At 65.3% G+C, this 26,254-nt stretch carries 19 protein-coding genes; 8 read left to right on the forward strand and 11 right to left on the reverse strand.

Features of this window, described 5'->3' with window-relative positions; genetic code table 11:
- The first annotated feature begins 109 nt into the window (after nt 1-109).
- The 4 genes from deoC (at nt 110) to LB526_RS21465 (ending at nt 5,639) form a co-directional block, all read left to right on the forward strand.
- Nucleotides 110-1,156, forward strand: a complete 1,047-nt coding sequence (gene deoC, locus LB526_RS21450; protein ID WP_224629682.1) for a deoxyribose-phosphate aldolase — start codon at nt 110-112, stop codon at nt 1,154-1,156.
- Nucleotides 1,157-1,172: 16 nt separating this feature from the next.
- Nucleotides 1,173-3,548 (forward strand): aldehyde dehydrogenase family protein, encoded by a 2,376-nt coding sequence (locus tag LB526_RS21455; protein WP_224629684.1) that lies wholly within the window; start codon nt 1,173-1,175, stop codon nt 3,546-3,548.
- 318 nt (nt 3,549-3,866) lie between these two features.
- Nucleotides 3,867-4,598, forward strand: coding sequence for an SDR family oxidoreductase (locus LB526_RS21460; protein ID WP_224629686.1), 732 nt, complete (start codon nt 3,867-3,869; stop codon nt 4,596-4,598).
- Nucleotides 4,599-4,793: 195 nt separating this feature from the next.
- Complete coding sequence (locus LB526_RS21465) at nt 4,794-5,639, forward strand: fumarylacetoacetate hydrolase family protein (protein WP_224629769.1); 846 nt, start codon at nt 4,794-4,796, stop codon at nt 5,637-5,639.
- Nucleotides 5,640-5,844: 205 nt separating this feature from the next.
- Here the strand turns inward: LB526_RS21465 and LB526_RS21470 are convergent, their stop codons facing one another.
- The 6 genes from LB526_RS21470 to LB526_RS21495 all read right to left on the reverse strand — a co-directional run bounded on the left by LB526_RS21470 (nt 5,845) and on the right by LB526_RS21495 (nt 12,344).
- A complete protein-coding gene (locus LB526_RS21470; protein WP_224545270.1) occupies nt 5,845-6,843 on the reverse strand; it encodes an ABC transporter ATP-binding protein in 999 nt (332 codons plus the stop codon).
- 15 nt (nt 6,844-6,858) lie between these two features.
- The gene (locus LB526_RS21475; RefSeq protein ID WP_224545271.1) at nt 6,859-7,920 is read right to left on the reverse strand and encodes a Gfo/Idh/MocA family protein; all 1,062 of its coding nucleotides are present in this window, start codon (nt 7,918-7,920) and stop codon (nt 6,859-6,861) included.
- Between the two features lie 64 nt (nt 7,921-7,984).
- Nucleotides 7,985-8,824, reverse strand: a complete 840-nt coding sequence (locus tag LB526_RS21480; RefSeq protein WP_224604417.1) for a carbohydrate ABC transporter permease — start codon at nt 8,822-8,824, stop codon at nt 7,985-7,987.
- A gap of 8 nt (nt 8,825-8,832) precedes the next feature.
- A complete protein-coding gene (locus LB526_RS21485; protein ID WP_224629771.1) occupies nt 8,833-9,762 on the reverse strand; it encodes a carbohydrate ABC transporter permease in 930 nt (309 codons plus the stop codon).
- Nucleotides 9,763-10,004: 242 nt separating this feature from the next.
- Nucleotides 10,005-11,279, reverse strand: a complete 1,275-nt coding sequence (locus LB526_RS21490; RefSeq protein ID WP_224545272.1) for an ABC transporter substrate-binding protein — start codon at nt 11,277-11,279, stop codon at nt 10,005-10,007.
- 114 nt (nt 11,280-11,393) lie between these two features.
- The gene (locus tag LB526_RS21495; RefSeq protein ID WP_224629688.1) at nt 11,394-12,344 is read right to left on the reverse strand and encodes an N-acetylmuramic acid 6-phosphate etherase; all 951 of its coding nucleotides are present in this window, start codon (nt 12,342-12,344) and stop codon (nt 11,394-11,396) included.
- Nucleotides 12,345-12,544: 200 nt separating this feature from the next.
- Here LB526_RS21495 and LB526_RS21500 point away from each other — a divergent pair, with 200 nt between their 5' ends.
- From LB526_RS21500 to nagA, 4 genes are read left to right on the forward strand one after another with little or no spacing between them, the layout of a single operon-like run.
- On the forward strand, nt 12,545-13,426 hold the full coding sequence (locus tag LB526_RS21500; RefSeq protein ID WP_224629689.1) for a BadF/BadG/BcrA/BcrD ATPase family protein: 882 nt from the start codon (nt 12,545-12,547) through the stop codon (nt 13,424-13,426).
- Nucleotides 13,423-14,202 (forward strand): GntR family transcriptional regulator, encoded by a 780-nt coding sequence (locus LB526_RS21505; protein WP_224531693.1) that lies wholly within the window; start codon nt 13,423-13,425, stop codon nt 14,200-14,202. Before LB526_RS21500 ends, LB526_RS21505 begins: the two co-directional genes overlap by 4 nt.
- Nucleotides 14,199-15,230: an SIS domain-containing protein gene (locus tag LB526_RS21510; protein WP_224629690.1), complete on the forward strand. Its 1,032-nt coding sequence runs from the start codon at nt 14,199-14,201 to the stop codon at nt 15,228-15,230. The genes LB526_RS21505 and LB526_RS21510 overlap by 4 nt, the downstream gene beginning before the upstream one ends.
- Nucleotides 15,227-16,387 (forward strand): N-acetylglucosamine-6-phosphate deacetylase, encoded by a 1,161-nt coding sequence (gene nagA / locus LB526_RS21515; protein WP_224629692.1) that lies wholly within the window; start codon nt 15,227-15,229, stop codon nt 16,385-16,387. Before LB526_RS21510 ends, nagA begins: the two co-directional genes overlap by 4 nt.
- Nucleotides 16,388-16,689: 302 nt before the next feature.
- Here the strand turns inward: nagA and LB526_RS21520 are convergent, their stop codons facing one another.
- The 5 genes from LB526_RS21520 to LB526_RS21540 form a co-directional block, all read right to left on the reverse strand.
- Nucleotides 16,690-18,210, reverse strand: a complete 1,521-nt coding sequence (locus LB526_RS21520; RefSeq protein WP_224629693.1) for a malonate--CoA ligase — start codon at nt 18,208-18,210, stop codon at nt 16,690-16,692.
- Between the two features lie 108 nt (nt 18,211-18,318).
- Entirely contained in the window at nt 18,319-19,056 is a 738-nt protein-coding gene (locus LB526_RS21525) for a GntR family transcriptional regulator (RefSeq protein ID WP_224629695.1), read from the reverse strand.
- A gap of 260 nt (nt 19,057-19,316) precedes the next feature.
- Entirely contained in the window at nt 19,317-19,994 is a 678-nt protein-coding gene (rpe, locus tag LB526_RS21530) for a ribulose-phosphate 3-epimerase (RefSeq protein ID WP_224629697.1), read from the reverse strand.
- Between the two features lie 291 nt (nt 19,995-20,285).
- Nucleotides 20,286-24,125 (reverse strand): DUF11 domain-containing protein, encoded by a 3,840-nt coding sequence (locus LB526_RS21535; protein ID WP_224629699.1) that lies wholly within the window; start codon nt 24,123-24,125, stop codon nt 20,286-20,288.
- Nucleotides 24,126-24,136: 11 nt separating this feature from the next.
- Nucleotides 24,137-26,098, reverse strand: a complete 1,962-nt coding sequence (locus tag LB526_RS21540) for a hypothetical protein (protein ID WP_224629701.1) — start codon at nt 26,096-26,098, stop codon at nt 24,137-24,139.
- Nucleotides 26,099-26,254: the final 156 nt, after the last annotated feature.

Genomic DNA, 26,254 nt, shown 5'->3' on the forward strand with positions numbered 1-26,254 from the left:
CCTTTGAAAGACTCGTGAAGCATCGCTTCACGGGCTATCTTCGTTCGTGCCACCCAATGACACCCACGAAGGCATAAAAGCGCAAAGGCGCTGAGTGAAAGGGCAGGAGATGAGCACGATCCGCGAGGCCGGCGCAGGCGCGCCCAAGGTGATGCCGCTGCCGGCGCGGGCCGCCGCCAACACGCCGCTGCCGCTGGAACACGGCATCGCCCGCAACCCCGGCATGAAGCTCGATCTCGGCTTTCTGGAATCGGTGCGCAGCGTCAACCGCTCGGCGCTGGAGCGTCGCGTCGCGACGCTCACCAAGCGGCGCTCGATCAAGGCCGACAACCAGGCCGCCTGGCTCCTGCGCGCCATCGCCTGCATGGACCTCACCACGCTGAACTCCAACGACACCGACGAGCGCGTGCGCCGGCTTTGCGCCAAGGCGATCAATCCCCTGCGTCGCGATATCGTCGAGGGCCTCGGCATATCGAGCGAGGCGATCCGTCCGGCGGCGGTCTGCGTCTACCATCCCTTCGTCGCCACCGCGGTCGACGCCGTGCGCGGCACCGGCATCCATGTCGCCGCCGTCTCGACTGCTTTCCCGCACGGCCTTGCGCCGCTCTCGACCCGCCTGCAGGAGATCGAAGCATCGGTGAAGGACGGCGCCGACGAGATCGACGTCGTCATTCCGCGCGGCCTGGTCTACGGCGCCAAATGGCGCGAGCTGTTCAACGAGATCGTCGCCATGCGCGCCGCCTGCGGCGATGCGCATCTCAAGGTTATTCTCGGCACCGGCGACCTCGCCACGCTGCGCAACGTGATGCTCGCCTCGATGGTTGCGATGATGGCGGGCGCCGATTTCATAAAAACCTCGACCGGCAAGGAAGGCGTCAACGCCACGCTTCCCGTCGGCCTTGCCATGGTGCGCGCCATCCGCGCCTATTTTGAGGAAACCGGCTATCTCATCGGCTTCAAACCGGCCGGCGGCATTTCGACGGCAAAAGTCTCGCTCGACTGGCTGGTGCTGATGAAAGAGGAGCTCGGCCGTCCCTGGCTCGAGCCGGACCTGTTCCGCTTCGGCGCCTCCAGCCTGCTCACCGACATCGAGCGCCAGCTCGAACATCATTTGACCGGCCACTATTCGGCCAACCACCGCCACGCGATGGCGTAGGCTACGAGTGCGCCCCATGAACATCCTCGAACGCTATCACGCCATGGAATACGGCCCGGCGCCGGAAGCCCGCAACGAGGCCGACGCCTGGTTGATCTCGCGCGACTTCTCCAAGGCGCTGTTCATCGACGGCGGCTGGAAAGCGGCGACAAGCGGCAAGACTTTCGACACCAGCGAGCCGTCTTCCGGCAAGCTTCTGGCCAAGGTCTCGGATGCCGGCGCCGCCGACATCGATAGCGCGGTCGCTGCTGCGGCAAAAGCGCTGCCGAAATGGTCGGCATCCTCGGGCTACGCCCGCGCGAAAGTGCTCTATGCCATCGGCCGCGCCATGCAGCGCCACCAGCGCCTGCTCGCGGTGCTGGAATCGATCGACAACGGCAAGCCGATCCGCGAAAGCCGTGACATTGATGTGCCGCTGGCGATCCGTCATTTCATCCATCATGCCGGCTGGGCGCAGACGCTGGACAAGGATTTTCCAGATCACAAGCCGGTAGGCGTCGTCGGCCAGGTCATCCCGTGGAATTTTCCGCTTCTGATGCTGGCCTGGAAGATCGCGCCGGCTCTGGCCGCCGGCTGCACGGTGGTGCTGAAGCCGGCCGAATTCACGCCGCTCACCGCCATATTGTTCGCCGAGATCTGCGAGCGGGCCGGCGTGCCGAAAGGAGTCGTCAACATCGTCCAGGGCGGACCGGAGGCCGGTGCGGCCATCGTCAATCATCCCGGCGTCCAGAAGATCGCCTTCACCGGCTCTTCGGAAGTCGGCAAGATCATCCGCAAGGCCACCGCCGGGTCGGGCAAGAAGCTTTCACTGGAGCTCGGCGGCAAGTCGGCCTTCATCGTCTTCGAGGATGCCGATCTCGACAGCGCCGTCGAAGGTCTGGTCGACGGCATCTGGTTCAACCAGGGCCAGGTCTGCTGCGCCGGCTCGCGCCTCCTGGTGCAGGAAGGCATCGCCGAGGCCCTCATTGCGAAGATCAAGGTCAGGATGGCGCGGCTGCGCGTCGGCAGTCCGCTCGACAAGAACACCGACATCGGCCCGCTTGTCGACCGCGCCCAGCTGGACCGCGTCAAGGGTCTCATCGCCGAGGGCGCGAAACAGGGCGCCGTCTGCTGGCAGCCGGACGCTGCCTTGCCGACGACAGGCTACTATCACCTGCCGACGCTCGCGACGAGTGTTTCGCCGGCTAACATTCTGGCGCAGGAAGAGGTCTTTGGCCCTGTCCTGGCGACGATGAGCTTCCGCAACACCGAGGAAGCGATCGAGCTTGCCAACAACACGCGCTACGGCCTTGCCGCTTCGGTGTGGAGCGAGAACATCAATCTGGCCCTGCATGTCGCGCCGCAATTGAAGGCGGGCGTGGTGTGGGTCAACGGCACCAACATGTTCGACGCCGCCTGCGGCTTCGGCGGCTATCGCGAAAGCGGTTTTGGCCGCGAAGGCGGCCGCGAGGGCATGTTCGAATATCTCGCAGCCAAGCTGCCGGTCGGGTCCGTCATCAAGCCAGCCGTGGCCGGAACGGCCCAGCCGGTCGAACAGGCCGACGGCATGGCGATCGACCGCACGGCAAAGCTGTTCGTCGGCGGCAAGCAGGTGCGCCCGGATGGCAACTATTCGCTCGCCGTCGCCACCGCCAAGGGCAAGCTTGCAGGCGAAGTCGGCCTCGGCAACCGCAAGGACATCCGCGATGCCGTCGCCGCCGCCCGCGCCTGCAAGGCCTGGCCGGACGCGACTGCCTATAACCGCAGCCAGGTGCTCTATTATTTCGCCGAGAACCTTTCGGGCCGCGCCGATGAGTTCGCCGCGCGCCTTGTCCAGTTGACCGGCGTGACGGCGAAGGCCGCGCGCGAAGAGGTCGAGCAGTCGATCGAGCGGCTGTTTCTTTATGCCGGCCTGACCGACAAGTTCGAGGGCCGCGTCCACCAGCCGCCGGCCCGCGTCGTGACGCTCGCGCTGCATGAGCCGGTCGGCGTCGTCGGCATCGTTGCGCCGGACAACCAGCCTTTGCTCAACTTCATTTCGCTGGTCGCGCCGGCGCTTGCCATGGGCAACACAGTCGTCGCCGTCCCGTCCGAGCGGCATCCGCTTTTGGCCACAGACCTCTACCAGGTGATCGAATATTCCGACTTGCCTGCCGGCGCCATCAACATCGTCACCGGCCGTAGCGCGGAGTTGGCCGGCGTGCTGGCCAAGCATGACGACGTCGACGGGCTCTGGGTGTTTGCCGATGCCGACGCCTGTGCCAAGGCAGAGGCCGACTCCATCGGCAACTTGAAGCGGGTCTGGACCGGCAACGGCCGCACGCTCGACTGGGCCTCGGGGGAGGCGGCAGGCGAGGCCTTCCTGCGCCGCGCCATCGAGGTCAAGAACGTCTGGGTGCCGTACGGCGACTGATGGCGTTCCGGTTGAGGCGCGCCGCGCGACGGAGCCGTTTTGGCCGCTGCCGCGAAGGTGATTGCCCTCGGGCTTGACGCCCGGGCGCGTGTTCTTTAACGAGAAAAAACATCTTTATGTATGAAGCGGAAATCTGACCGCACGATGCCGGCTGTCTGGCACACGACGCCTGGGCCGGCCATCGATAGAGGCGGACGCACTAGCAATTCCAGGAAAGGTGTGAGCGGCTTTCCGTCCGGAATTGCGCCAAAGCAGGAGATGGAGCGGTTCGCCGTTTCTGTGAAACAGTGAAACACTCCAGGGAAGCGAGGAGAAAACATGGCGGATCTGGCAGGTAAGGTGGTCGTCGTCACCGCGGCGGCGCAAGGCATCGGCCGGGCGAGCGCGCTGGCTTTCGCCAAGACGGGCGCGACCGTTCACGCCACCGATATCAACGAGCCGCTGCTGGCCGAGCTGGGCAAGACGCCTGGCATCAAGATACGCAAGCTCGATGTGCTGAACGATGCAGCCGTCGCTACTGCCTTCGCCGAGATCGGCCAAGTCGACGTACTGTTCAACTGCGCCGGTTTCGTCCATGGCGGCTCCATCCTCGAGATGAAGGACGAGGATCTCGACTTCGCGCTCAACCTCAATGTCCGTTCGATGATCCGCACCATCCGCGCCGTGCTGCCGGGCATGCTGGAGCGCGGCGACGGTTCGATCATCAACATGGCCTCGCTGGCAAGCTCGCAAAAGGGCGTGCCGAACCGCTTCGTCTACGGCCTGACCAAAGCAGCCGTGGTCGGCCTGACCAAAGCGGTCGCCGCCGATTATGTCGCCAAGGGCATTCGCTGCAACGCTATCTGCCCGGGCACGGTCGAAAGCCCGTCGCTGCAGGACCGCATGCATGCGCAGGGCGACTATGAGGCGGCGCGCGCCGCCTTCATCGCCCGCCAGCCCATGGGCCGGCTTGGCACGCCGGAGGAGATCGCCGATCTCGCGGTCTACCTTGCCGGCGCCACCTACACGTCGGGGCAGGCCTATAACATCGACGGCGGCTGGTCGATCTGAGGAATCGGAAGGGCTTGGCAGGAAGATCGGGGTACTGCATCGATCAGTCTGAAAATCCCTTTCGCCAGATCGCCCGATGCGGCGTTCGCGCTTGCCGGGGATCAGATCGATGGCTACGGTCCGGCCGGCTTTCGCAACGTCCCCATCGAAACGAATTTTGCAAATGGCTTCAGGCCGCACCTTAGGAGAAGAATGATGAAGTTGTTGCGCTATGGCGAAGCTGGCAGCGAGAAGCCCGGCCTGCTCGATGCGGATGGGGTGATCCGCGACCTTTCGGCTCATGTCGCCGATATCGCCGGCACGGCGCTTCATCCGGCCTCGCTGGAGATGCTCTCGAAGCTCGATCCGAAGTCGCTACCGGTGGTCCCCGGCAAGCCGCGCCTGGGCGCCTGCGTCGCCGGCACCGGCAAGTTCATCTGCATCGGCCTGAATTATTCCGATCACGCTGCCGAGACCGGCGCCACCGTGCCGCCGGAGCCGATCATCTTCATGAAGGCAAGCTCGGCGATCGTCGGGCCCGATGACGACGTGCTGATCCCGCGCGGCTCGGTCAAGACCGACTGGGAAGTCGAGCTCGGCGTGATCATCGGCAAGACAGCGAAGTATGTCTCGGAGGACGACGCGCTGGATTATGTTGCCGGCTACTGCGTCGCGCATGACGTCTCCGAGCGTGCCTTCCAGGCCGAGCGCCAGGGTCAGTGGACCAAGGGCAAATCGTGCGACACCTTCGGCCCGACCGGCCCCTGGCTGGTCACCAAGGACGAGGTCGCCGACCCGCAGAACCTCAAGATGTGGCTGACCGTCAACGGCAAGACCATGCAGAACGGCTCGACCAGGACCATGGTCTTTGGCGTGAAATATCTGGTCGCCTATCTCAGCCAGTTCATGTCGCTGCATCCCGGCGACATCATCTCCACCGGCACCCCGCCCGGCGTCGGTCTCGGCATGAAGCCGCCGGTGTTCCTGAAGCCCGGCGACGTCGTCGAGCTCGGCATCGAGGGATTGGGCCAGCAGAAGCAGACCTTCAAAGCGGACGAGTAAGCTCAGATTTCCCCTTCTCCCCCTGTGGGAGAAGGTGGCCGCGAAGCGGCCGGATGAGGGGTGTTGGAAGGATCTCCGCGCTGCAGAATTACGCCTGGAATTCTTCAATCTTTGAGGGCGCACTCCGCTGGAGCACCCCTCATCCGTCTCGGCGCTGGCGCGCCGATCCACCTTCTCCCACAAGGGGAGAAGGGAACGCCGCCGCCTACTTCAGCACCTTCCCATCCGCCCCAAACCGATACGTCTTCGCCGCATCCGGGGTCGCGTAGAGCGTCGCGCCCGGCTCGGCGTTGTAGACGCCGAAGATGCGCACGGTGATCAGCCCGGCCTTCTCGCAGTCGAGATAGAGATTGGTGTCGGCGCCGAGATGCTCGGCATGCACGACCGTGCCTTTCCAGGCGCCCGACGTCGCGTCGACGGTGACATGTTCCGGCCGCACGCCGATGGTCTTGGCCGTCTCGCCAAGCCTGGCGCCGTCGATGAAATTCATCTTCGGCGAGCCGATGAAGCCGGCAACGAATTCGTTGGCCGGCGAATTGTAGAGCTCCATCGGACTGCCGATCTGCTCGATGCGGCCGGCATTGAGCACCACGATCTTGTCGGCCAGCGTCATCGCTTCGACCTGGTCGTGGGTGACGTAGATCATCGTCGCCTTCAGCCGCCGGTGCAGCTGCGCGATCTCGAGCCTGGTGTTGACGCGCAGCGCGGCATCGAGGTTGGACAGCGGCTCGTCGAACAGGAACAGCTTCGGCTCGCGCACCACGGCGCGGCCGATGGCGACGCGTTGGCGCTGGCCGCCCGACAGTTCCGCCGGGCGGCGCTCGAGATAGGGCTCCAGCGACAGCATCGCGGAGGCGATCTTGATGCGCCGCTCGATCTCGGCCGCCGGCGTGCCGGCCTGCTTCAGGCCAAGCGCCATATTGTTCTTAACCGTCAGATGCGGGTAGAGCGCGTAGGTCTGGAACACCATGGCGATGCCGCGTTTGGCCGGCGGCGTGACGGAAACGTCCGTGCCATCGATCAGCACGCGGCCGGAGGTCGAATCTTCCAGGCCGGCGATGACGCGCAGCAGCGTCGATTTTCCGCAGCCGGACGGGCCGACGAAGACGACGAACTCGCCGTCCGTCACTTCGAGGTTGATGCCCTTCAGCACCTCGACCGGCCCGAAAGCCTTCTTCACATTCTCGATCTTCAGCGAACCCACGGCGTCGTCCCTGTTCTAGAGTTTCACGGCGTTGCCGCTGCGCACGCTCTCGTCGGCGGCAAGGCAGACGGCGAGCGATTTCACGGCATCGTCCATGTGGCGGGTGAGGTCGATGTTTTCGCGGATGGCCTTGAGCAGGAAGGCCTGTTCGAGGTCGCAAAGCTCCTGGTGGCCCGGTTCGCCTTCCATCGACAGCAGCTGGTCCTCCCGGGCGAATTTGCCGTCCGGCCCAGTCGCCGCGCTATGCAGCCTAATCGTCGAGGTCTTGGTATGGGTGTCGATGTCGTCGGACCTGACGCCCTCCTTCATCACGATCGAGACGCAGCCCTTCGGCGACATGACGTCCTTCACGAAGAAGGCCGTTTCCGAGATCATCGGCCCCCAGCCGGCCTCGTACCAGCCGACCGAGCCGTCCTCGAACAGCACCTGCAGGTGCCCGTAATTGTACATTGACGGAGCCACCTCGTCGCTCAGCCGCACCCCCATGCCGCGCACCTCGACGGGTCTCGAGTCGGTGATCTGCAGCATCACGTCGAGATAATGCACGCCGCAATCGACGATCGGCGACGTCGTCTGCATCAGCTGCTTGTGCGTCTCCCAGGTGTGGCCGGAGGATTGCTGATTGAGGTTCATGCGGAAGACATATGGGCCGCCGAGCTTGCGCGCCTCGGCGATCAGCCGCACCCAGGACGGATGGTGACGCAGGATATAGCCGATTACCAGTTTCTTGCCGTTGGCCTTCGCGGCATCGACCACTCGCTTTGCGTCGGCAACCGTGGTCGCCAGCGGCTTCTCGACGAAGACATGGCAGCCGGCCTCGAAGGCCCGCACCGCATAGTCGGCATGGCTGTCGGAATAGGTGGCGACCGCCGCGACATCCGGCTTCTCGTCGCGCAGCGCGTCGTCAAAGGAGCGCCTTATGCCGTAGCCGGCGAGCCCGTCCGGCAGCGGCACGTCGGAACGGTTGACGAGTGCGGCGATCTCGAAGCCTGGGTTGCTGTGGTAGGCAAGCGCATGGCTGCGGCCCATATTGCCGAGGCCGGCGACGACTACGCGAAGAGGGGTTTTATCGCTCACCTGACTGCTCCATTTTTTCCTGAGAGGGTGAAGCGCAGCCCTATCAAAAGTTGGCTATTGCGGCTCACTTCACCGCTCCCGACGTGATGCCGCGGATCAGCTGCCGCGAGAAGATGACATAGAGGATCAGCACCGGCAGGATCGCCAGCGACAGCGCCGCCAGGATCGCGTTCCAGTTGGTGACGAACTGACCGAGGAAGAGCTGCGCGCCGAGCGTCACGGTCTTGGTCTCCTCCGAAGGCGCCAGGATCAGCGGGAACCACAGATCGTTCCAGATCGGGATCATGGTGAAGACGGCGACGGTCGCCATGGACGGACGCACCAGCGGCAGCACCAGCCGGAAGAAGATCGTGTATTCCGAAAGCCCGTCTATGCGGCCTGCATTCTTCAGGTCGCTGGACACCTGCTTCATGAATTCCGACAGGATGAAGATCGCCAGCGGCAGGCCTTGCGCGGTATAGACCAGGATCAGCGCCGTCAGCGTGTTGACCAGCCCGGTCGCCACCATCAATTGCAGGATGGCGACGGTGCCGAGGCGGATCGGGATCATGATGCCGAGCGCGAGGTAGAGTCCCATCATCGTGTTGCCGCGGAAGCGGTATTCCGACAGCGCGAAGGCGGCCATCGCGCCGAACAGAAGCACGAAGAACAGCGAGGCGACGGTGACGACGAGGCTGTTCTGGAAATAGTGGATGAAGTCGCCCTGGCCGATCACCGTGGTGTAGCCGATCAGGTCGAAGGTCTTCGGCGTCGGCGGCGTCAGCGGCGCGCCGAAGATGCCTGCGCGCGACTTGAACGAATTCATCACCACCAGGACCACCGGAAACAGCGCGATCGCCGTGTAGGTCAGGAGGATCGCATGCGCGCCGATGGCGCGGGGAAGCGAACGTGTGGCTGTGCTCATGGTGCGCCTCAGAACTGGTAGCGACGCAGGCGCGTCTGCACGAGGAACAGATAGACGCAGACGCCGGCGAGGATGATCAGGAACATGATCGTGGCGATGGTCGCGCCCATGTTGGGATCGCCGACCTGCAGCTGGAAGCCGAAGAAGGCGCGGTAGAGGAAGGTGCCGAGGATGTCGGTCGAATAGTTCGGCCCGGCCAGCGCCCCTTGCGCCGTGTAGATCAGGTCGAAAGCGTTGAAATTGCCGACGAAGGTCAGGATCGAGATGATGCCGATCGAGGGCAGGATCAGCGGCAGCTTGATCTTCCAGAACTGCGCCATGCCGGTGACGCCGTCGCATTCGGCCGCCTCGATCACCTCGTCGGGGATCGACAGCAGCGCTGCATAGATCAGCATCATCGGGATGCCGACGAACTGCCAGACCGAGACCAGGCTGAGCGCGGTGAGCGCATATTGCTCCTTGCCGAGCCACGGCGTGAAGAGGCTCTTCAACCCGACGAAATCCATCAGATGCGGCGCCACGCCCCAGATCGGCGACAGGATCAGCTTCCAGGCGAAGCCGACGATGACGAAGGACAGGATCGTCGGCACGAAGATCGCCGTGCGGTAGAAGGCGGTGAAGCGCAGCCGGGGGCTGGAAAGAAGCGCCGCCAGAAGCACACCGATCGGGTTCTGCACCAGCATGTGGATGATGAAGAACCAGACATTGTTCCTCAGCGCGTTCCAGAAATTCACCGACCAGTTCGGATCGCCGAACAGCGTGCGGAAATTGCCCAGTCCGACAAAGACCTGGGACTGCTCGATGTTGCGGAACAGCGAAAGCTGCAGCGTGCCGAACAGCGGCAGGATCATGAATGCGGTGTAGACCAGCACCGCCGGCGCCAGGAAGACGCCGACATGCCAGCGGATCGCTCTTTTCGGTCGCGTTTCTGCAGCCATGAGTTCGGTAGCCATGAGTTCGGTTCCCCGCCGTCTCTGGGTTCCAGGTCGGTTGATGCTAGCTGATGCCTCGATGCACGGCTTGGCTGTCCCCTTGAGGAGAAAGACAAGGCCAGCGACAGATCGGCTCCGTCTTCCCCGCACGGCGAGGGTAAGACCAGGAGGCTGCGCCGACAATCGCTATCGGGAACTGTTTGAACGCCGGCCGGGCCCGAGCCCGGCCGGCATCGCAATCGATGCTCTTACTTCGCCGGCTTGTACCAGCTGTCGAGGCCGTCCTGCAGCTTCTTGGCCGCAGCTTCCGGCGTATCGGTGCCGTTGATCACATTGGCCGATTCAACCCAGGTCTCGTTCTCGAGGTTCGGCGTGCCGCGCGACAGGATCTGGTAGGTCGAGCGGATCGTCGACTTGCACTTGCCGCGCCAGGAGACGAACTCCTGCGCCAGCGGGTCTTCCATCTTAACCGGCGAGGAGTTCAGGCTGAAGAAGCCGGGCAGTGCGTTGGCGTAGATGGTGGCGAAATCCGGCGAGGCGACCCAGGACAGGAACTTCTTGGCCTCTTCCGCATGCTTCGATGCCGCATTCAGGCCCATGCCGATGTCGGTGTGGTCGGAGATGTAGCAGGTGTCGCCGGCCTTCTCGACCGGCGGCGGGAAGGCGCCCATCTTGAACTGCGCCTGGGTGTTGAACAGGCCGATCTCCCACGAGCCGGCCGGGTAGATGGCGGCGCGGCCGAGCGTGAACAGGTTCTGGCTGTCCGGATAGGTCTGCGCCTCGAAGCCGTCGCCGAGATACGGCTTCCACTTGGCCAATTCCTTGAAGGGCTCGACCCACTGCGGATCGGTGAGCTTCTGCTCGCCCTTGATCAGCGCCTGGCGGCCTTCCTCGCCCTTCCAGTAGTTCGGGCCGACATTCTGGTAGCCCATGGTCGCGGCTTCCCAGAGGTCCTTGGTGCCCATCGCCATCGGGATATAGGTGCCGTCCGCCTTGATCTTGTCGAGCGCCGCGAAGAACTCGTCGCGGGTCTGCGGCACCTTGATGCCGAGCTTGTCGAAGGCATCCTTGTTGTAGATGAAGCCGTGGATGACCGAGGCCATCGGCACGCAGAAGCTCGACTTGCCGTCGTCGGTCTGCCAGGCGGCCTTGGCGACGGGCGAGAAGTTCTCCATGCCAGGCAGCGAGCTCAGGTCGGCGAGGTTGCCCTTCTTGAACAGCTCCAGCGACTTGTCGAAGGGGCGGCAGGTGATCAGGTCGCCCGCCGAGCCGGCGGCGAGCTTGGCGCCGAGGGCCGCGTCGTATTCGGTCGGCGCCGAAGGCGCGAACACCACCTTGATGCCGGGGTTCTTGGCTTCGAAAGCCGGGATCAGCTTGTCCTTCCAGATGGTCAGGTCGTCGCCGCGCCAGCTTTCGATGTTGAGCGTCACGTCCTCGGCCAGCGCCATCCCGGTCGTGCCGAGGATGCCCGTACCGAGAATGCTTGTGCCGAGCAGAAGGGCCGTCAGTAGTTTGGTCTTCATCTTCAGTCTCCCTGTTGACCTTTTTCAGGTTCGGTTTTGAGAACAGAGGCTCAGCGCCCCTTGCTCCCCTCGCAAGCCCGTTTCACCCCGATGGAAATCGGGATGAAAAGAGCCCTACCTCTTTGTTAGGGCGTGATCTTTTCCGAAAAGCGGGTTCCATTTTTCGGGATCATGCCCCAGCGCGGAAAGCGCCGGCCTGAGCTTCTGGCCGGTTCCTTCCAGTATCTTCTCGGCCGCGTCGGCGCTGGCGGCGCCCGCGGCGAGCAGAATGGCGGTCTTGACGCCGCCGCGGCTCTCTTCGAGCAGGCGGGCGGCGTCGTCGCGGCTCTTGCCGCTGATGGCGGCGACCATGCGCACGGCGCGGTCGCGCAGCTTGATATTGTCGGCGGTGAGGTTAACCATATAGCCGTCATGGACATGGCCGAGATGGATGGCGGTGAGCGTCGAAAGCATGTTGAGCGCGATCTTCTGCGCCGTGCCCGCGCCCATGCGCGTCGAGCCGGCGATCAGCTCAGGCGGCGTTTCGAGCAGGATGGCGACGTCCGCCTGCTTGAACAGGACGGCGCCCCGATTGTTGGCAATCGCGATGGTGGCGGCGCCCCGGCTGCGCGCGTCCTGCAGCGCCTGGACCGCATAAGGGGTCGAGCCGCTGGCGGAAATGGCGATCAGGCAGTCGCCCTTGCCGATGGCGGCCGCGGCAACCGCCGCCGCCGCTTCCTCGGTATCGTCCTCCGGTCCGCCGGCCAGCGTGCGGAAGGCGTCGTCGCCGCCCGCGATCAGTATGGCGATGCGGTCGCGCGCAATGCCGAAGGTGCCGGGCAGTTCCAGCGCGTCGGCCACCGCCATCAGGCCGGAGCTGCCGGCCGCCGCATAGGCGAGCTTGCCGCCGCTCTTCAACAGCTTGGCGATGAGTTCGGCGGCAATGGCAATCGCCGGAATGGCGCCGTGCACGGCCTTGCCGGCCTCGATCTGGGCGTTGGCCAGGAACGCCAGAATGGTTTCCGGGGCCTGGACATCCAGCCCCTCGGCATTCTGGTGGAGCGCTTCGGTGCGCGTCTCGGCCATGCATTTTCCTCCGATTGAGCGAACAATACCAAAAAAATACCACTTGTCCACACGCATTAATGAATTTCAGGCGGCGGACCTCCCTTGTCGGCAAATTGGCGTGATTTTTCAATAAAATGCGCCTTAACCTTTTTTGAACAGAAATTAACTCTTGGCTATTGGTATTTTATTGGTATTATCCGGTTCCGAGGAGAAATCGCGTGAAATTCGTGCTTGGCATCGATGGCGGCGGCACCAGCTGCAGGGCGGCCCTTGCGACCGTCGGCGGCGCCGTTGTCGGCCGCGCCAAGAGCGGCGCCGCCAACATCCGCACCGATCTCACCGGCGCCCGTGCCAACATTGTCGAGGCGGCCAGGCAGGCTTTTCTGGCCGCCGGCGCGGATCCGGAACTGATTCCCCAAACGCCGGCCATTCTCGGTCTCGCCGGCGCCAATGTCGGCACTTACCGGCAGCAGCTCGAGGCGATCCTGCCCTTCAGCCGGAGTCGTGTCGAAACCGATGCCGAGATCGCGCTAGAGGGCGCGGTCGGGCCTAGTGACGGCGCCATGGCCATTCTGGGCACCGGCACCGCCTATATGGCGCGTAAGGGCGGCAAGTCGCGCGCCATCGGCGGCTGGGGTTTCCAGGTCGGCGACCAGGGCAGCGGCGCCCGCATCGGCCGCGACCTGCTGGAACAGACGCTGCTTGCCTATGACGGCATCCGTCCGGGCTCGCCCTTGACCGACGCCATGCTCGCTGTCTTCCGCAACAATCCCGAAGACGTGGTCGAATTCACCACCAACGCCAAGCCGGGCGATTTCGGCGGCTTCGCGCCAAAGGTTTTCGAGCATGCAGAAAAGGGCGACCTCGTCGCCAATTTCATCCTCGGCAAGGCGGTCGCCGATGTCGAGGCGTCGCTCAACGCGCTCGAGCTTGCCGACCATGCTCCGCTCTGCCTGCTCGGCGGCCTGGCGCCGCTTTACGCGCCGCGCCTTTCGGCACGCTATCAGGCGCTGCTCAAAGCCCCGCTCGACGATGCGCTGGGCGGCGCCGTGCAGATGGCCGTGCGCATCTTTGCCAAGGGTCCGGAGGCCGCCCGATGAGCGCCGCCGACCAGATCTTCTCCATGCTGAAAGAATCCTCGCAGAGCGGCGCGCCGCTCTATTTGCAGCTCAGGCGCAGCATCGAGGAAGCGGTCAATCGCGGCCTGATCGGTCCGGGCGACGCGTTGCCCTCCGAGCGCGACATCGCGAGCAAGGCCGACATCTCGCGCGTCACGGTGCGCAAGGCGGTGCAGGACCTGGTCAAGGGCGGCATCCTCGTCCAGCGTCACGGCTCGGGCACCTTCGTCGCGCCGCGCATGGAGCGTGTCGAGCAGTCGCTGTCGCGGCTCACCTCTTTCACCGAGGACATGGCGCGCCGCGGCATGAATGTGCGTTCGGTCTGGCTCGATCGCGGTCTCTATGCGCCGTCGCCGGACGAGATGATGGTGCTGGGCCTCTCCTCGACCGAGCTGGTGGCGCGCGTCGCGCGCCTGCGCATCGCCAACGACACGCCGCTGGCGATCGAGCGCGCGGCGCTCTCGGCCAGCGTCCTGCCCGATCCCGAAGCGATCGGCTCCTCGCTCTATGCGGCGCTGGAAACGACCGGCAATCGCCCGGTACGTGCCGTGCAGCGCATCTCCGCCACCAATCTCGGCGACGCCGATGCGCGCCTCTTGGAAGTGCCTCCGGGGGTTGCCGGACTGCAGATCGAGCGCATTTCCTATCTGGCGAGCGGCAAGGTGATCGAGTTCACCCGCTCGGTCTACAGGGGCGACGCCTATGACTTTGTCGCGGAACTCCGGCTGACCGGGCCGGGAGAGGAGCTCCGGCCATGAATGCCAGCACCACCCATATGCGGCGCGAGATCAACGAGATCCCGGAAGCGGCCGCGCGTCTTCTCGACGGCTCGTCCGCCATGTTGGCCGAGGCTGGTCGCGGCCTTCGCGAGCGCGATCCGCATTTCGTCGTCACCGTGGCGCGCGGCTCGTCCGACCATGCCGCGACCTTCATGAAATATGCCGTCGAGCTGACGGCAGGCCTTGCCGTCGCCTCGGTCGGGCCGTCGATCGCATCGATCTATGGCGCCAGGTTGAGGCTCCGGGGCTCGGCCTGCCTGGCGATCTCGCAGTCGGGCAAGAGCCCGGACATCGTCGCAATGGCCGAAACGGCAAGGGCCGGCGGCGCGCTCACCGTCGCCATCACCAACGCGGCGGACTCGCCGCTGGCGCGGGCCTCCGACTATGCCATCGATATCCTGGCCGGACCTGAGCGTAGCGTCGCGGCCACCAAGACCTTCGTCAATTCGGCCGTCGCCGGCCTTGCGCTGATGGCGCATGCCACGGATGACCAAGCATTGATCAAGGCGCTCGCCGGCCTTCCCGGCCATTTCGAGAAGGCGATCGCCTGCGACTGGATGGCGCTCGCCGGCGCTTTGGAAAACCCGCAATCGCTGTTCATCCTCGGCCGCGGCCCGTCCTTCGCGATTGCCAGCGAGGCGGCGCTGAAATTCAAGGAAACCTGCGCCATGCATGCCGAGGCCTACAGCGCCGCCGAGGTCATGCATGGGCCGCTGGCGCTGGTCGGTCCGGGTTTTCCGGTCCTGGCGCTTGCCGCCCGTGATGCGTCCGAACCCTCGGTCGCCGAGGCGGCCGACGGATTGACGGCCAAGGGCGCCGCCGCCTTCATCACATCCGACAAGGCGAAGGCCGCGCGGCTTCTTCCCCATGTCGCCACCGGCCACCCGCTGACCGATCCGCTGCCGCTGATCGTGTCCTTCTACGGCTTCGTCGAGGCCTTCGCGCGCCATCGCGGCCTCGACCCCGATGCGCCGCGCAACCTGCGCAAGGTGACGGAAACCGTATGAGCGACCGTTTCGCACTCACCGGCGCCCGCATCTTCGACGGCGCCGACTGGCATGACAACGCCTCCCTCGTCGTCAAGGGCGACGTCATCGAGGCCATCCTGCCCGCCGGCGCCATTCCGTCCGGCGTTTCGACGGTCGAGACCGGCGGCGGCCTGCTTGTGCCCGGTTTCGTCGACATCCAGGTCAATGGCGGCGGTGGCGTCATGCTCAACGACCATCCCGATGTCGCCTCGATCACGACCATCTGCCGGGCGCACGCGCCCTTCGGCACCACCGCGCTGCTGGTGACGCTGATCACCGACACGCCGGCGATCACCGCCGCCGCCATCGCCGCCGGCGCCGAGGCCGCCCGGGAAAAGGCGCCAGGCTTCCTCGGGCTGCACCTGGAAGGGCCGCATCTCTCGGTAGCCCGCAAGGGCGCGCATGATCCGGCGCTGATCCGGCCGATGACCGACGCCGACCAGGCGGCGCTGATCGCGGCGCGCAAACAGCTTCCCGTCCTGCTCACCACGATCGCGCCGGAATCGGTCGAGCCGGCACGTGTCGCGGCGCTGGCCAAGGCCGGCGTCGTCGTCAGCCTCGGTCACAGCGATACCGATTACGCGACGGCCACCGCCTTCGCCGAAGCCGGCGCCACGGTGGTCACGCACCTCTTCAACGCCATGAGCCAGATCGGCAACCGCGAGCCGGGCCTGGCCGGTGCGGCGACCGACACCGGCCGCCTGTATGCTGGGATCATCGCCGACGGCATCCATGTCCATCCGGCGACGATGATGCTTGCGCTGCGCGGCAAGCAGGGGCCTGGCAAGATCGTGCTGGTCACCGATGCCATGGCGACGATCGGCACCGACATGACATCGTTCATGCTCAACGGCCGCACCATCTACCGCAAGGACGGGAGTCTCAGGCTTGCCGACGGCACGCTGGCCGGCGCCGATCTCGACATGATTTCGGCCGTGCGCTACGTCCATCGTGTCGTCGGCTTGGAACTCGACGAGGCTCTGCGCATGGCCTCGCTTTATCCGGCCGAGGCGATCGGCCAGGCCCACCGCCTCGGCCGCTTCGCCAACGGCACCGCCGCCGACATTGTCCGCCTGTCGGAGGACCTGGATGTCAGCAACGTCTGGATCGGCGGCAGGAAGGTGTTTGGAGCGTAGGCCCTCGCGGTTTCGTCATCCTCGGGCTTGACCCGAGGATCCATTCCGTGACCTCTGCCGCAGGGCGCAACGGTGCAGAATTCTGTAACTGTTGCAACGCCTTAGCGTCACGGAATGGATCCTAGGGTCTGCGCGCGTCGCTTCGCTCCTTGCTCGCCCTAGTGCGTTTCACCGTTTCACCGAAACGGCGAACCGCACTATCTCCTTGTTCTTACGCAATTCCGGACGGAAAACCGCTCACACTTTTCCCGGAATTGCTCTAGGATGACGAACGCTACGGGCGTCTCGGCTAACCTCGATAGTTAGCCGGCTTTGGAGTAGATATCCTTATACGCCTCGCGCAGCACGTTCTTCTGCACCTTGCCCATCGTGTTGCGCGGCAGTTCGTCGACGAAGATCACCTGCTTCGGATGCTTGTATTTCGCCAGCCGGCCGGCGATGGCGCCGGCAATGTCGGCGGCGCTGATCGCCGAGCCCGGCTTGCGCACCACGACCGCCGTGACGCCTTCGCCGAAATCGGGATGCGGCACGCCGATCACCGCGCTTTCGCTGACGCCGTCCAGCGCGTCGATCTCGCTCTCGATCTCCTTCGGATAGACATTGTAGCCGCCCGAGATGATCAGGTCCTTGCCGCGCCCGACGATGTGGACATAGCCGTCGGCATCGATCAGGCCGAGGTCGCCGGTGATGAAGAAGCCGTCGTCGCGGAACTCGGCCTTGGTCTTGTCGGGCATGCGCCAATAGCCGGCAAAGACGTTCGGCCCCTTGACCTCGATCATGCCGATCTCGCCCTGGGCCAGCGGCTTGGCCGTCTCGGGATCGGTGATGCGCAGCGAGACACCGGGCAAGGGGAAGCCGACCGTGCCGGCGCGCCGCTCGCCGTCATAGGGGTTGGACGTGTTCATGTTGGTCTCGGTCATGCCGTAGCGCTCGAGGATGGCGTGGCCGGTGCGCTCGCGCCAGGCCTTGTGCGTTTCGGCGAGCAGCGGCGCCGAGCCGGAAATGAAGACCCGGATCGTCTTCGCCGCCTCGCGTGTCAGGCCGTCCTGCTGCAACAGCCGCACATAGAAGGTCGGCACGCCCATCAAAGCCGTCGCGCGCGGCATCAGCGACAGAATGCGCGCGGGATCGAATTTCTGCTCGAAGAACATTTTCGCGCCGGCCATCAAGACGACGTTGGTGGCGACGAACAGGCCGTGTGTGTGGAAGATAGGCAGCGCGTGGATCAGCACGTCGTCGGCGCCGAAGCGCCATTGCTCCACCAGCACGCGGGCGTTTGAGGCGAGATTCTCGTGGCTGAGCATCGCGCCCTTGGAACGGCCGGTCGTGCCGGAAGTGTAGAGGATCGCGGCAAGATCGCCCGGCCCGCGCGCGACGTCGCTGAAGTCCGTCGCCTGCCGCGAAGCCTGGCTGGCCAGCATCCCCTGGCCGTCGCGGCCGAGCGTGAGCACCGTGGCGCCGACCGCCGCGGCAAGCGGCTCGACGCCCGAAAGGCGGTCCGGATCGCAAACGATCAGTTTCGGCTCGGCATCACGGAAGAAATAGTCGAGCTCGGGCAGCGTGTAGGCGGTGTTGAGCGGCAGGAAGACCGCGCCGGTGCGTAACGAGGCGAGATAGAGCAGCATCGCCTCTGGGCTCTTCTCGACCTGGACCGCGACGCGGTCGCCGGGCTCGACGCCGGCCTGCGCCAGGGCATGCGCCAGCTGCGCCGACTTCGCCACCATGTCGCCATAGGTGATCGAACGGCCGTCATCCGTCTCCATCAGCAACCGGCCGGGCGCCGGCATGCGGGAACGGAAAGCGCTGAAGAGATGATTGGGCATGAAATGTCCTCAAGGCGGACGAAGGCCGAATGGCGCATGCCTTGCGCTCGCCTGAGCGAATACCAGATTTGGCGCCCGGAGCAAAAACTGCGTTGATTTTTCGATCCGCTATTTACGGCCGCGTTGGGACTTGCCGGCCCTTGGATCATAACCCTGGGCAAGGCGTTCCATGCACATCGCCGCGGTGAGGCGGTAGTGATTGAGAAGCGCCTCGACCGCGCCGTCGGCGTCGCCGTCCAGCGTGCGTTCGGCGATGATGCGGTGCTCGCCGAGATCATCGCGCCCCGTGCCTGGCGCGTTTTGCGCGATCAGGCGGTAGCGCGAGGCCTGGTCGGAAAGCTGATCGCAAAAGCCGATCAGCCAGTGCGACCGGCAGGCCGCGATCAGCGCCCGGTGGAAAGCTCGGTGCAGCTTTTCCCATTCCGGATTGTTGGTTGCCGGGTCATCCGGCAGGCGGCGCTCGGCGCGCGCCAGGCGGTGCAGCGCAAGCACCAGTTGCTCTTCCCATTCGGCGGTGCGGTGCGCAATGGATTCGCGCAGCGCCCGCTCCTCCAGCCAGCAGCGCGTACGCGTCAGCTCCTCCAGTTCCGCGGCGCTGACCGGCATCAGGAAGAAGCCGCGTTGGTCGTGACGGCCGAGCAGGCCCTCGGCGGCCAGGCGGTTGAGCGCCTCGCGCACCGGCGAGGCGCCGGCGCCGTAGCGGGAAACGACCCATTCGACACGCAGTTTCGTCTCGGACTCCAGAGCTCCGCGCAGCAGGTCGTCGCGCAGTTGCTGGTAGACCGAGCTGGCAAGCGTGCTTTTGCCGCCCTTGCTCTCGCCCGGCTCGGTGCTTCCGTTTGTCAATCGAACTCCTGTTGCTTTGCCCCTGGTTTGCCAGGGCCCCGCGGCGAAGCAATTCCCGTACATGTATCATACAGCCGGGCAATGAGGTGTCTCAAGCGGAAGATGACGATATTCGACTTTAAGACAAGCGGATCGTCTATTTATTGAACAGAGTAGAATCTCAGGGAAAGTCGATGTTCCTGCGTCGCTTCATAGAATGAACAATCGTTCAATCCCTGTCGCGGTTGTACAACTCCCGCGAGGCTCGCACCGTTATATGTTTAACTGGCGGCCCTGTCGGCAGCCGTTCGAATTGCTTCGATATTTGCCCTATAGGCTTCGACGCTGCCGCCCTTGAAGACTGCGGCGCCCGCTACCAGCACATTGGCTCCGGCCGCGGTCACCAGCGGCGCCGTTTCGGCCGAAACACCGCCGTCGATCTCGATACGGATCGGCCGACCGCCGATCAGCGCCTTCACCCGTTTCACCTTGTCCACGATCGCCGGGATGAAGGCCTGCCCGCCGAAGCCCGGATTGACGGTCATGATCAGGATGAGGTCCAGCCGATCGAGCACATACTCGATCGCCGTTTCCGGCGTTGCCGGGTTGAGCGACACGCCTGCCTTCTTGCCGAGGCCCTTGATGGTCTGGAGCGAGCGGTCGAGATGTGGCCCGGCCTCGGCGTGCACCGTCATGCCGTCGCAGCCCGCTTCGGCGAAGGCCGCCAGGTAAGGATCGGCCGGCGCAATCATCAGATGGCAATCGAAGAAGGCCTTGGTGCGGTTGCGGATCGCCTTGATCACCGGCGGGCCGAAGGTGATGTTGGGCACGAAATGGCCGTCCATCACGTCGAGATGGATCCAGTCGGCGCCGGCCGCGGTGACGGCCTCGACCTCATCGCCCAGCTTCGAAAAATCCGACGCCAGCACCGATGGCGCGATCAGGGTCTTCTTGCTCATGGCGCAAATTCTCCCGGCGGTCCTGTGCGCGTGGTCGCGCGCCTGTCAGGGCGATTGCCTAGAGCAATTCCAGGAAAAGTGCGAGCGCTTTTCCGTCCGGAATTGCGTGAAAACAAAGAGATAGGGCGTTCACCGTTTTCGTGAAACGGTGCAACGCCCTGGACCATGATCCGGCCAAGGGGCGGCATGTTTTCGACGGGCGCACTGGCCCGCCTGCCGTGGAGCTTTCTTCGATGTGGAAGAGAAAACCCGCCGGATCGCTCCGGCGGGTCTCGATCTTCAGCCGCACGATTACGGCTTGAAGTTCTGGATGTTGGCGCCCGCCGGATCCTGCAGCATGCGGCGCGGCTGGCGCTGCGGCACCAGTTGCTGCAGCACATTCGGGTTGAGCAGGATGCCGGGGTTGATCTCGATGTCCGGCTGCCTGCGGATCGGGTAGCAATCCGGATACTGTCCGGCCGTTCCGGCCGGGCAGCGCCGCCGGGTGAAAACCGGCTGGCACTGTCCGTCGATGAACTCCGCACCCGGTGCGCATTCCACCGACGCCTTGCGGCAGGCGCCGTTGCGGATTTCGGTCCCGCGCGGGCAGACGCAGTCACCCCGCTTGTTGTGGACCTGGCCGCGGATGGCGCACTGCTCCTGGCTCGGCTTCGGCCGCTGGCAGGCCTTGCCCCGCACCACCAGGCCGTCCGGGCAGGCGCAGTTGCCGTTGGCGTCGCGCAGCTGGCCGCGGACCGGGCACTGCTTCGACACGATCGGCCGGCAGGCGCCGCCGCGCACCTCCATGCCGCTCGGGCAGACGCAATCGCCATCGGCGTTGCGGGACTGGCCGCGGATACGGCACTGGGCGGGCGGCTCCCTGTCAGGCACGCAAGCCTTGGCGGCACGGTCGAGATGCGTACCTTTCGGGCAGACGCAGCCGTCCGTCGTCAGCACTGCACCACGGATCGTGCATTTCGGCGGGACGACCTGGCATACGCCGTTCACCAGCTCGCCGCGGCGGCAGACGCAGTTGCCGTTCTGGTCGCGGTACTGGCCGGGACGCAGCGTGCATTGCGGCTCCTGCGGCTCTTCGCCCCGCACGCATTTGCCGTTCTCCAGCTCGGTGCCGCGCGGGCAGACGCAGCGTCCGTCCTCGGTGCGGATCTGGCCCTGCAGCAGGACGCAACGCTGCGGCAGCGGCAGAAGCTTGCTGCCACCGGACGAGCATTGGCCGTCACGGAAGGTGGTGCCTTCCGGACAGACACAGCGGCCGGCCGAGTTCAGCACCATTCCATACAAGCACTGGTTCTTAACCTCTCGGCTGACGGTGAAGGGATGGCACGCATAGGCCTTGCCGCGATCGCCCTGCATGCCGCTCGGCGTGCGCGACAGCACGTCGCCGCCGCTTTGCACCGGCGTGTTCGGCGAGAGCACGCCGACGCAATTCTGCCCCGTGACCGTGCCCTTGAGATCGGCAAGCCGGCTGTCGTTGGGAAGGGTCACGGTGACATGGTGCTTGCGGCTTTCCCCGGCGCCGAGCGCCAGGTTGGCGATGCAGGACGCCGGCAGCGTCGCCGGCTCCGGCGAGCAGCCGAAGGGCGGCTCGATCGCGGTGATCCGGACGCCTTCCAGCCTGCCGATGCCGTCGATGCCGATCGCATCGCCGATGCGGACCGGACCGGAGAAGCGGGTAGGCCCATCGTTCGTGATGGTGATCTCGAACGAGCATGGTTCTCCCGGTCGGCATTCGGCATCGCCGGTCTTCTCGACGCGGATGGTCGAGCCGCCGCCGCCCTTCGCGCAGGCCTGGCCGATCGGGTAGACGATGTCGTCACCCGGCGCCGGACCGTAGGAGCCGCGCGCGCAGTTCTCGAACGCGCCATTGCCGCTCACCGTCACGTCGAAGTGCCGGCTGGTTCCGGGCGTCATCGCGGCGCCGGGAATCTGGCACGACAGCGTGTTGGCAGGCACTGGTCCGCAAGCCCAGTCCGCACCGCCGGGGGTGACGCTCTGGATTTGCACAGGCGCTCCGCCCGATACCAGCGTCGCGGCATCGCTGACCCGCACCGGTCCGGTGGGGGCGGCGGTGCCGGCATTGGTGACGGTGATGCGGCAGGAAACCGCGGCACCGGCCAGCGAGCCATCGCAGGTCTTGGTGATGCGCAGGCCAGGCTGGCCGCCATTCGGGTGGCGGATGCGCTCGGTGGCGCAAGCCTTGTTGTTGGCAAGGTCGACCTCGCCGGCAATGCCCTTCACCTCGGCGCAGTTCTCCACCGTGTCCGGCCGGTAGTTCGTCGGCATCACCGCTCTGACGACGATCGGCGTCGAGGCGCCCGGAGGCAGCGAGATGCCGGCATTGTCGCAGCGGAACTGTCCGGGGCCGTTCGGTCCGCAGGCCCATGGCGGGCTCGGCCCGAAGGTCGACGAGGTGGGCGCGCCGCCGGGGTAGGTGTCGATCACCGTCAGCGGCCCGTTATAGGTGTCGGTGCCGTTGTTGATGATGTCGATCACGAAAGTGCAGGCGCCGTCCGGCGTGCAGACCGGGGTACGGGCGCGCTTCTTCAGGATCAGGTCGACCTTCTTCTCGACCGGCGGATTGCACTGCGGATCGCGATCGCCGCGGCGGCAGATCGGGATCGAGGCGCAGCCGCGGTCGTTCTGCTGCCTGCCGAACAGCGGCTTGCCGCTGGCCTGGTAGTCATAGGCGGCGCAGTTGCGCAGCATGCCGCCTTGCCAGCCGCCCGCCGGCTTGAAGCCGAGCTTGAGGTTGACGGAGGCGCCGGGGTTGAGCGTAGTCGCCGGATAGGTGCAGGTCATCGGCGTCGTGCCGGGCGCGCAGACCCAGGGCGCGTTTGGCCCGGAGGTCAGCACTGAGCTTGCCGGCAGCGTCACCTCGTCGAGCACGATCTTGCCGTTATAGGGCGCGTCGCCGACATTGGTGACGGTGATGGTGAAGTCGCAGCCGCCGGCCATCGTGCAACGCGGCACGTCCGCATGTTTTTCGACCTTGAGGTCCGGCTCCTTGTCCTTGGGCGGGCATCTCAGGTCACGCGGGATGACGATGTCGATCACCTGCGTGCAGCAGAGCCCCCAGCCTTCCTTCGGCCCGGCATAGGTCTCGATGCCGGTGACGACGAGGTGGATGGTCTCGCCGGGCGAAGCGCCGATAATCTTCCAGTTCAGCACGCCGCCGCCGATCGGCACCTTCTGCATGTCGGGAACGATGCTGACGCCGGGCGTCGTCGTCGACACCTGCACCCATTTGTCGCCCATCTCCGGGCCGGCCGGCATATGATAGATGAAGGCGCCGCCGCCTGGCACGCAATCGACCGTGCCGCGCTCGACTTTGAAACATTCCTTGCCGGGAGGTGGCGGCGGCGGGTTGCACTTGATCAGGTCGATCTTGATCGAGGTCTTCACGCCGGTCAGGAAATCGCCGTCGTCCGGTCTGTCCGGATCCTGCGAGTGGATCGTTGTTGCCGAACCGCCCCTGAAGGCCACCTCGATCTCACCCTGGTTGTCGACCGTCGTCGGCACGGGAAAGGTCGCATGGTCTATCCTGGCGGTGATGCGGAAGGTGATGACGCGTTCGTTCGCAGCACCCGCGCCATCGAGGTTGGCAGCGCTGATGCGGAAGTTGGAAACGCTGGCCGTGTCGTTCGGGCTGTCCGACGTGCCGATTGAAACAGCGGGCAGCGCTCCGCCGGAGGCGCTGGTGCCGTCGCCGGTGACATCGACGCCGACAATCTGCAGGCCGTGCGGCAGCTGGTCCTTGAAATCGAGCCTTGTCGCTTTGAGCAGGGCGGCCACGCTTGGGCGGTCGAAGTCCTGCGGGTCGCCATGGATGCCGAAGCTCAGGACATATTCGACCGTATCGCAGCTTTTCTGGCTGCCTTTCTTGGTGAAGAAGGGCACGATCCGGGCGAGTTCCGCATTGATGCCGCGTGACGCCGGATTGGCGGCCTGATTGGTCTTGGCCGGAGCCTGGTCCTGGGCGAGCGCCGGCAGTGCCGGCATCATGGCGACCGCGATACCGGCCGCCATCAGCCAGCGCGCGCCGCGCCTGGCATATGACAGGGGTTTCATGATCGTCTCCATGACGGGTTTCGGGTTGCTCGAAACGAAGCGGGAAAGGGCGAGATTGCTCATCTGTCCCTCCCTCAACGTTCGCAGCTGACGGCTGGCGTTCTGAGCGGCAGCGTCATCTTGCAGCAAGGGTAGTAGCCACCCTTGTCCTGGTCGGACTTGCGGTAGAAGCAGAGCCCGACATTGACGGTGTCGCCAGGATCGTGGCCGGTGATGTCGACCGTGTAGGGCTTGCCCGGAACATGCGACATGAGGGTTGATACCCCGACGCCGGGCGTCCTGGACTGCGCCTTGATCGAATCGCCGCCGAAGCCGGCATGGTCATGGAGATAGAGCTCGGCCTGAAGCCCGCGCGGCGTGCAGTAATAATGCACGTCCTCGATATCGATGCAGGGCGGCAGGTTGCCGGGGGGCGGGAAGTCCGGCGGATAGAACGGAGGCAGGTAGCCGCCGCCGGGGATTTCCTCGTAATAGCCGGCGCGGCCCTCACAGGGGCGCCAGACCCTTACGTCGCCGACATGGCCTTGGACGTCCGGGTCTTCGAAATAGCCGTCGAAGTCGACGAACCATGAGCCGAAGGGCGGAACATTCGCCGGCTTGACCAGCGCGCTTGGCGTCAGCTGGACGCCATGCACGGCAAGCGGCCCGCCAGCGGCGAGGCGCTCGGCAAGTTCGGGATTGTCGCGCAACTTGTCGCCGGTGTTGACGACGGTGTCGGTGCAAACGGAAGTGTCGAGATTGCCTTCGGCGTCATAGCGATATTGCAGGTCGACGCCGCCGGCCGACTGGCGGTTGCCTGGCGGGAAGCCGACGGCATATTCCTGCGGCACCTCGACCCAGGCCGATTCCGTCGTCGGATCGTCCGGGTCCTCGCGCCAGTATCGGATCAGCTCGCCTTTGCCGGTATGGGCGAAGCGGCTGTAATCGTAACGGTTTTCGACCGGGCCGCGCTGGGCGAGGTACATGAAGCCCTTGTTGTCGAAGGCGATGTCCGTGACGGCATAGTCCTGGTCCGCCTTGACCGTCAGTTCCCAGTGCGGACCGCCGGCAAAGCCTCCGTCGCTCGCGATGCCGACCGACCAGATTTCGGCCTTCTCGCCGACGGAATAGTAGAGCCGGCCGCCATGATAGGCGACGGCCCAGACCCGGCGCGCATCCTGCGTGTAGCCCCAGGTCGCGGGGTCTTCGCTATCGAAAGCGGCAGCCTGGATGTCCATCACGGCGGTGTCGTCGGCGACCGGGGCGAGCCCATGCGCCGGGCGCCCGGCAACGCCATGGTCGAAGCTGTCGATCAGATTGCCCTCGATATCGATGCGGTGGATCAGCCCGGTGTCGAGATCCGAAGCGAAGAACTGGCGATGGGTCGGATCGAAGGCGAGATTGGCGATGCCCGGCCCGCTGTTGGTGTCGATGTCGGCGAATTTGGAGACGGCGCCCGTGATGCCGTCGATCTTCCAGATCGTGCCTGGACCGCCGCCATTCTCGGTGCCGAACTGGCCGTCCATGAAAGTGGCGCCCGCGGTGCCGCGGCGCTGCCGTTCCGGCCTGCCGTCATGGTCGGCGTCCGGCGTGACGATCTCGACGCCATGCAGCGAGGTCGCAGCCGCGTAGAGGTTGGGAACGCCTGAGGGCACGCCGTCGCGCACGCCATCGTCATAGGCGAGGCCGAACACCTCGCCGATCTGCCCGGCCGTCACATCGAAGGGCGGCCGCGTGTTGACGAGTTGGCCGGAAGCGGGCCCGCCGAGATGCGAGACGTCGAAAATGCGCAAGGATGCGCGGGACGTATCGATGAAGGTCTCGTCGACCGCGTCGACGCCGGGGGGCAGACCCTGATCGAAATCGGGAATGGTGGTGCCCGGAAAGCCGGTGACCGCCATCGAACCGGGATAGATGATCTGGGTTTCCTGCGCCTTCGCCGCGCCGAGCCACAAGCCGGCGGACAGCGCCAAAGCCAGAATTCCGCCGCTTGTTGCGATTGCGCGGCGCAAACGGCGGCCACGGGAACGCAGGAACGAGCCGCGAACGCCAGACATTGAACTCCCCCCGAAGCCGCTGGAAGGAACGTCCGCCTCTACCGCGCCAACCAGGGCAAGGCGCGGCGTTGCGGCACGTTCTTCCCCGTTCGAATTGTCTGTTTTCCTCTTGGCGACGATACGCCGGCTGCTGGGCAGGGTCAACGGAATCAGCCG

It is taken from the genome of Mesorhizobium sp. CA6 (genome assembly GCF_020165035.1).
Classification (GTDB): Bacteria; Pseudomonadota; Alphaproteobacteria; order Rhizobiales; family Rhizobiaceae; genus Mesorhizobium.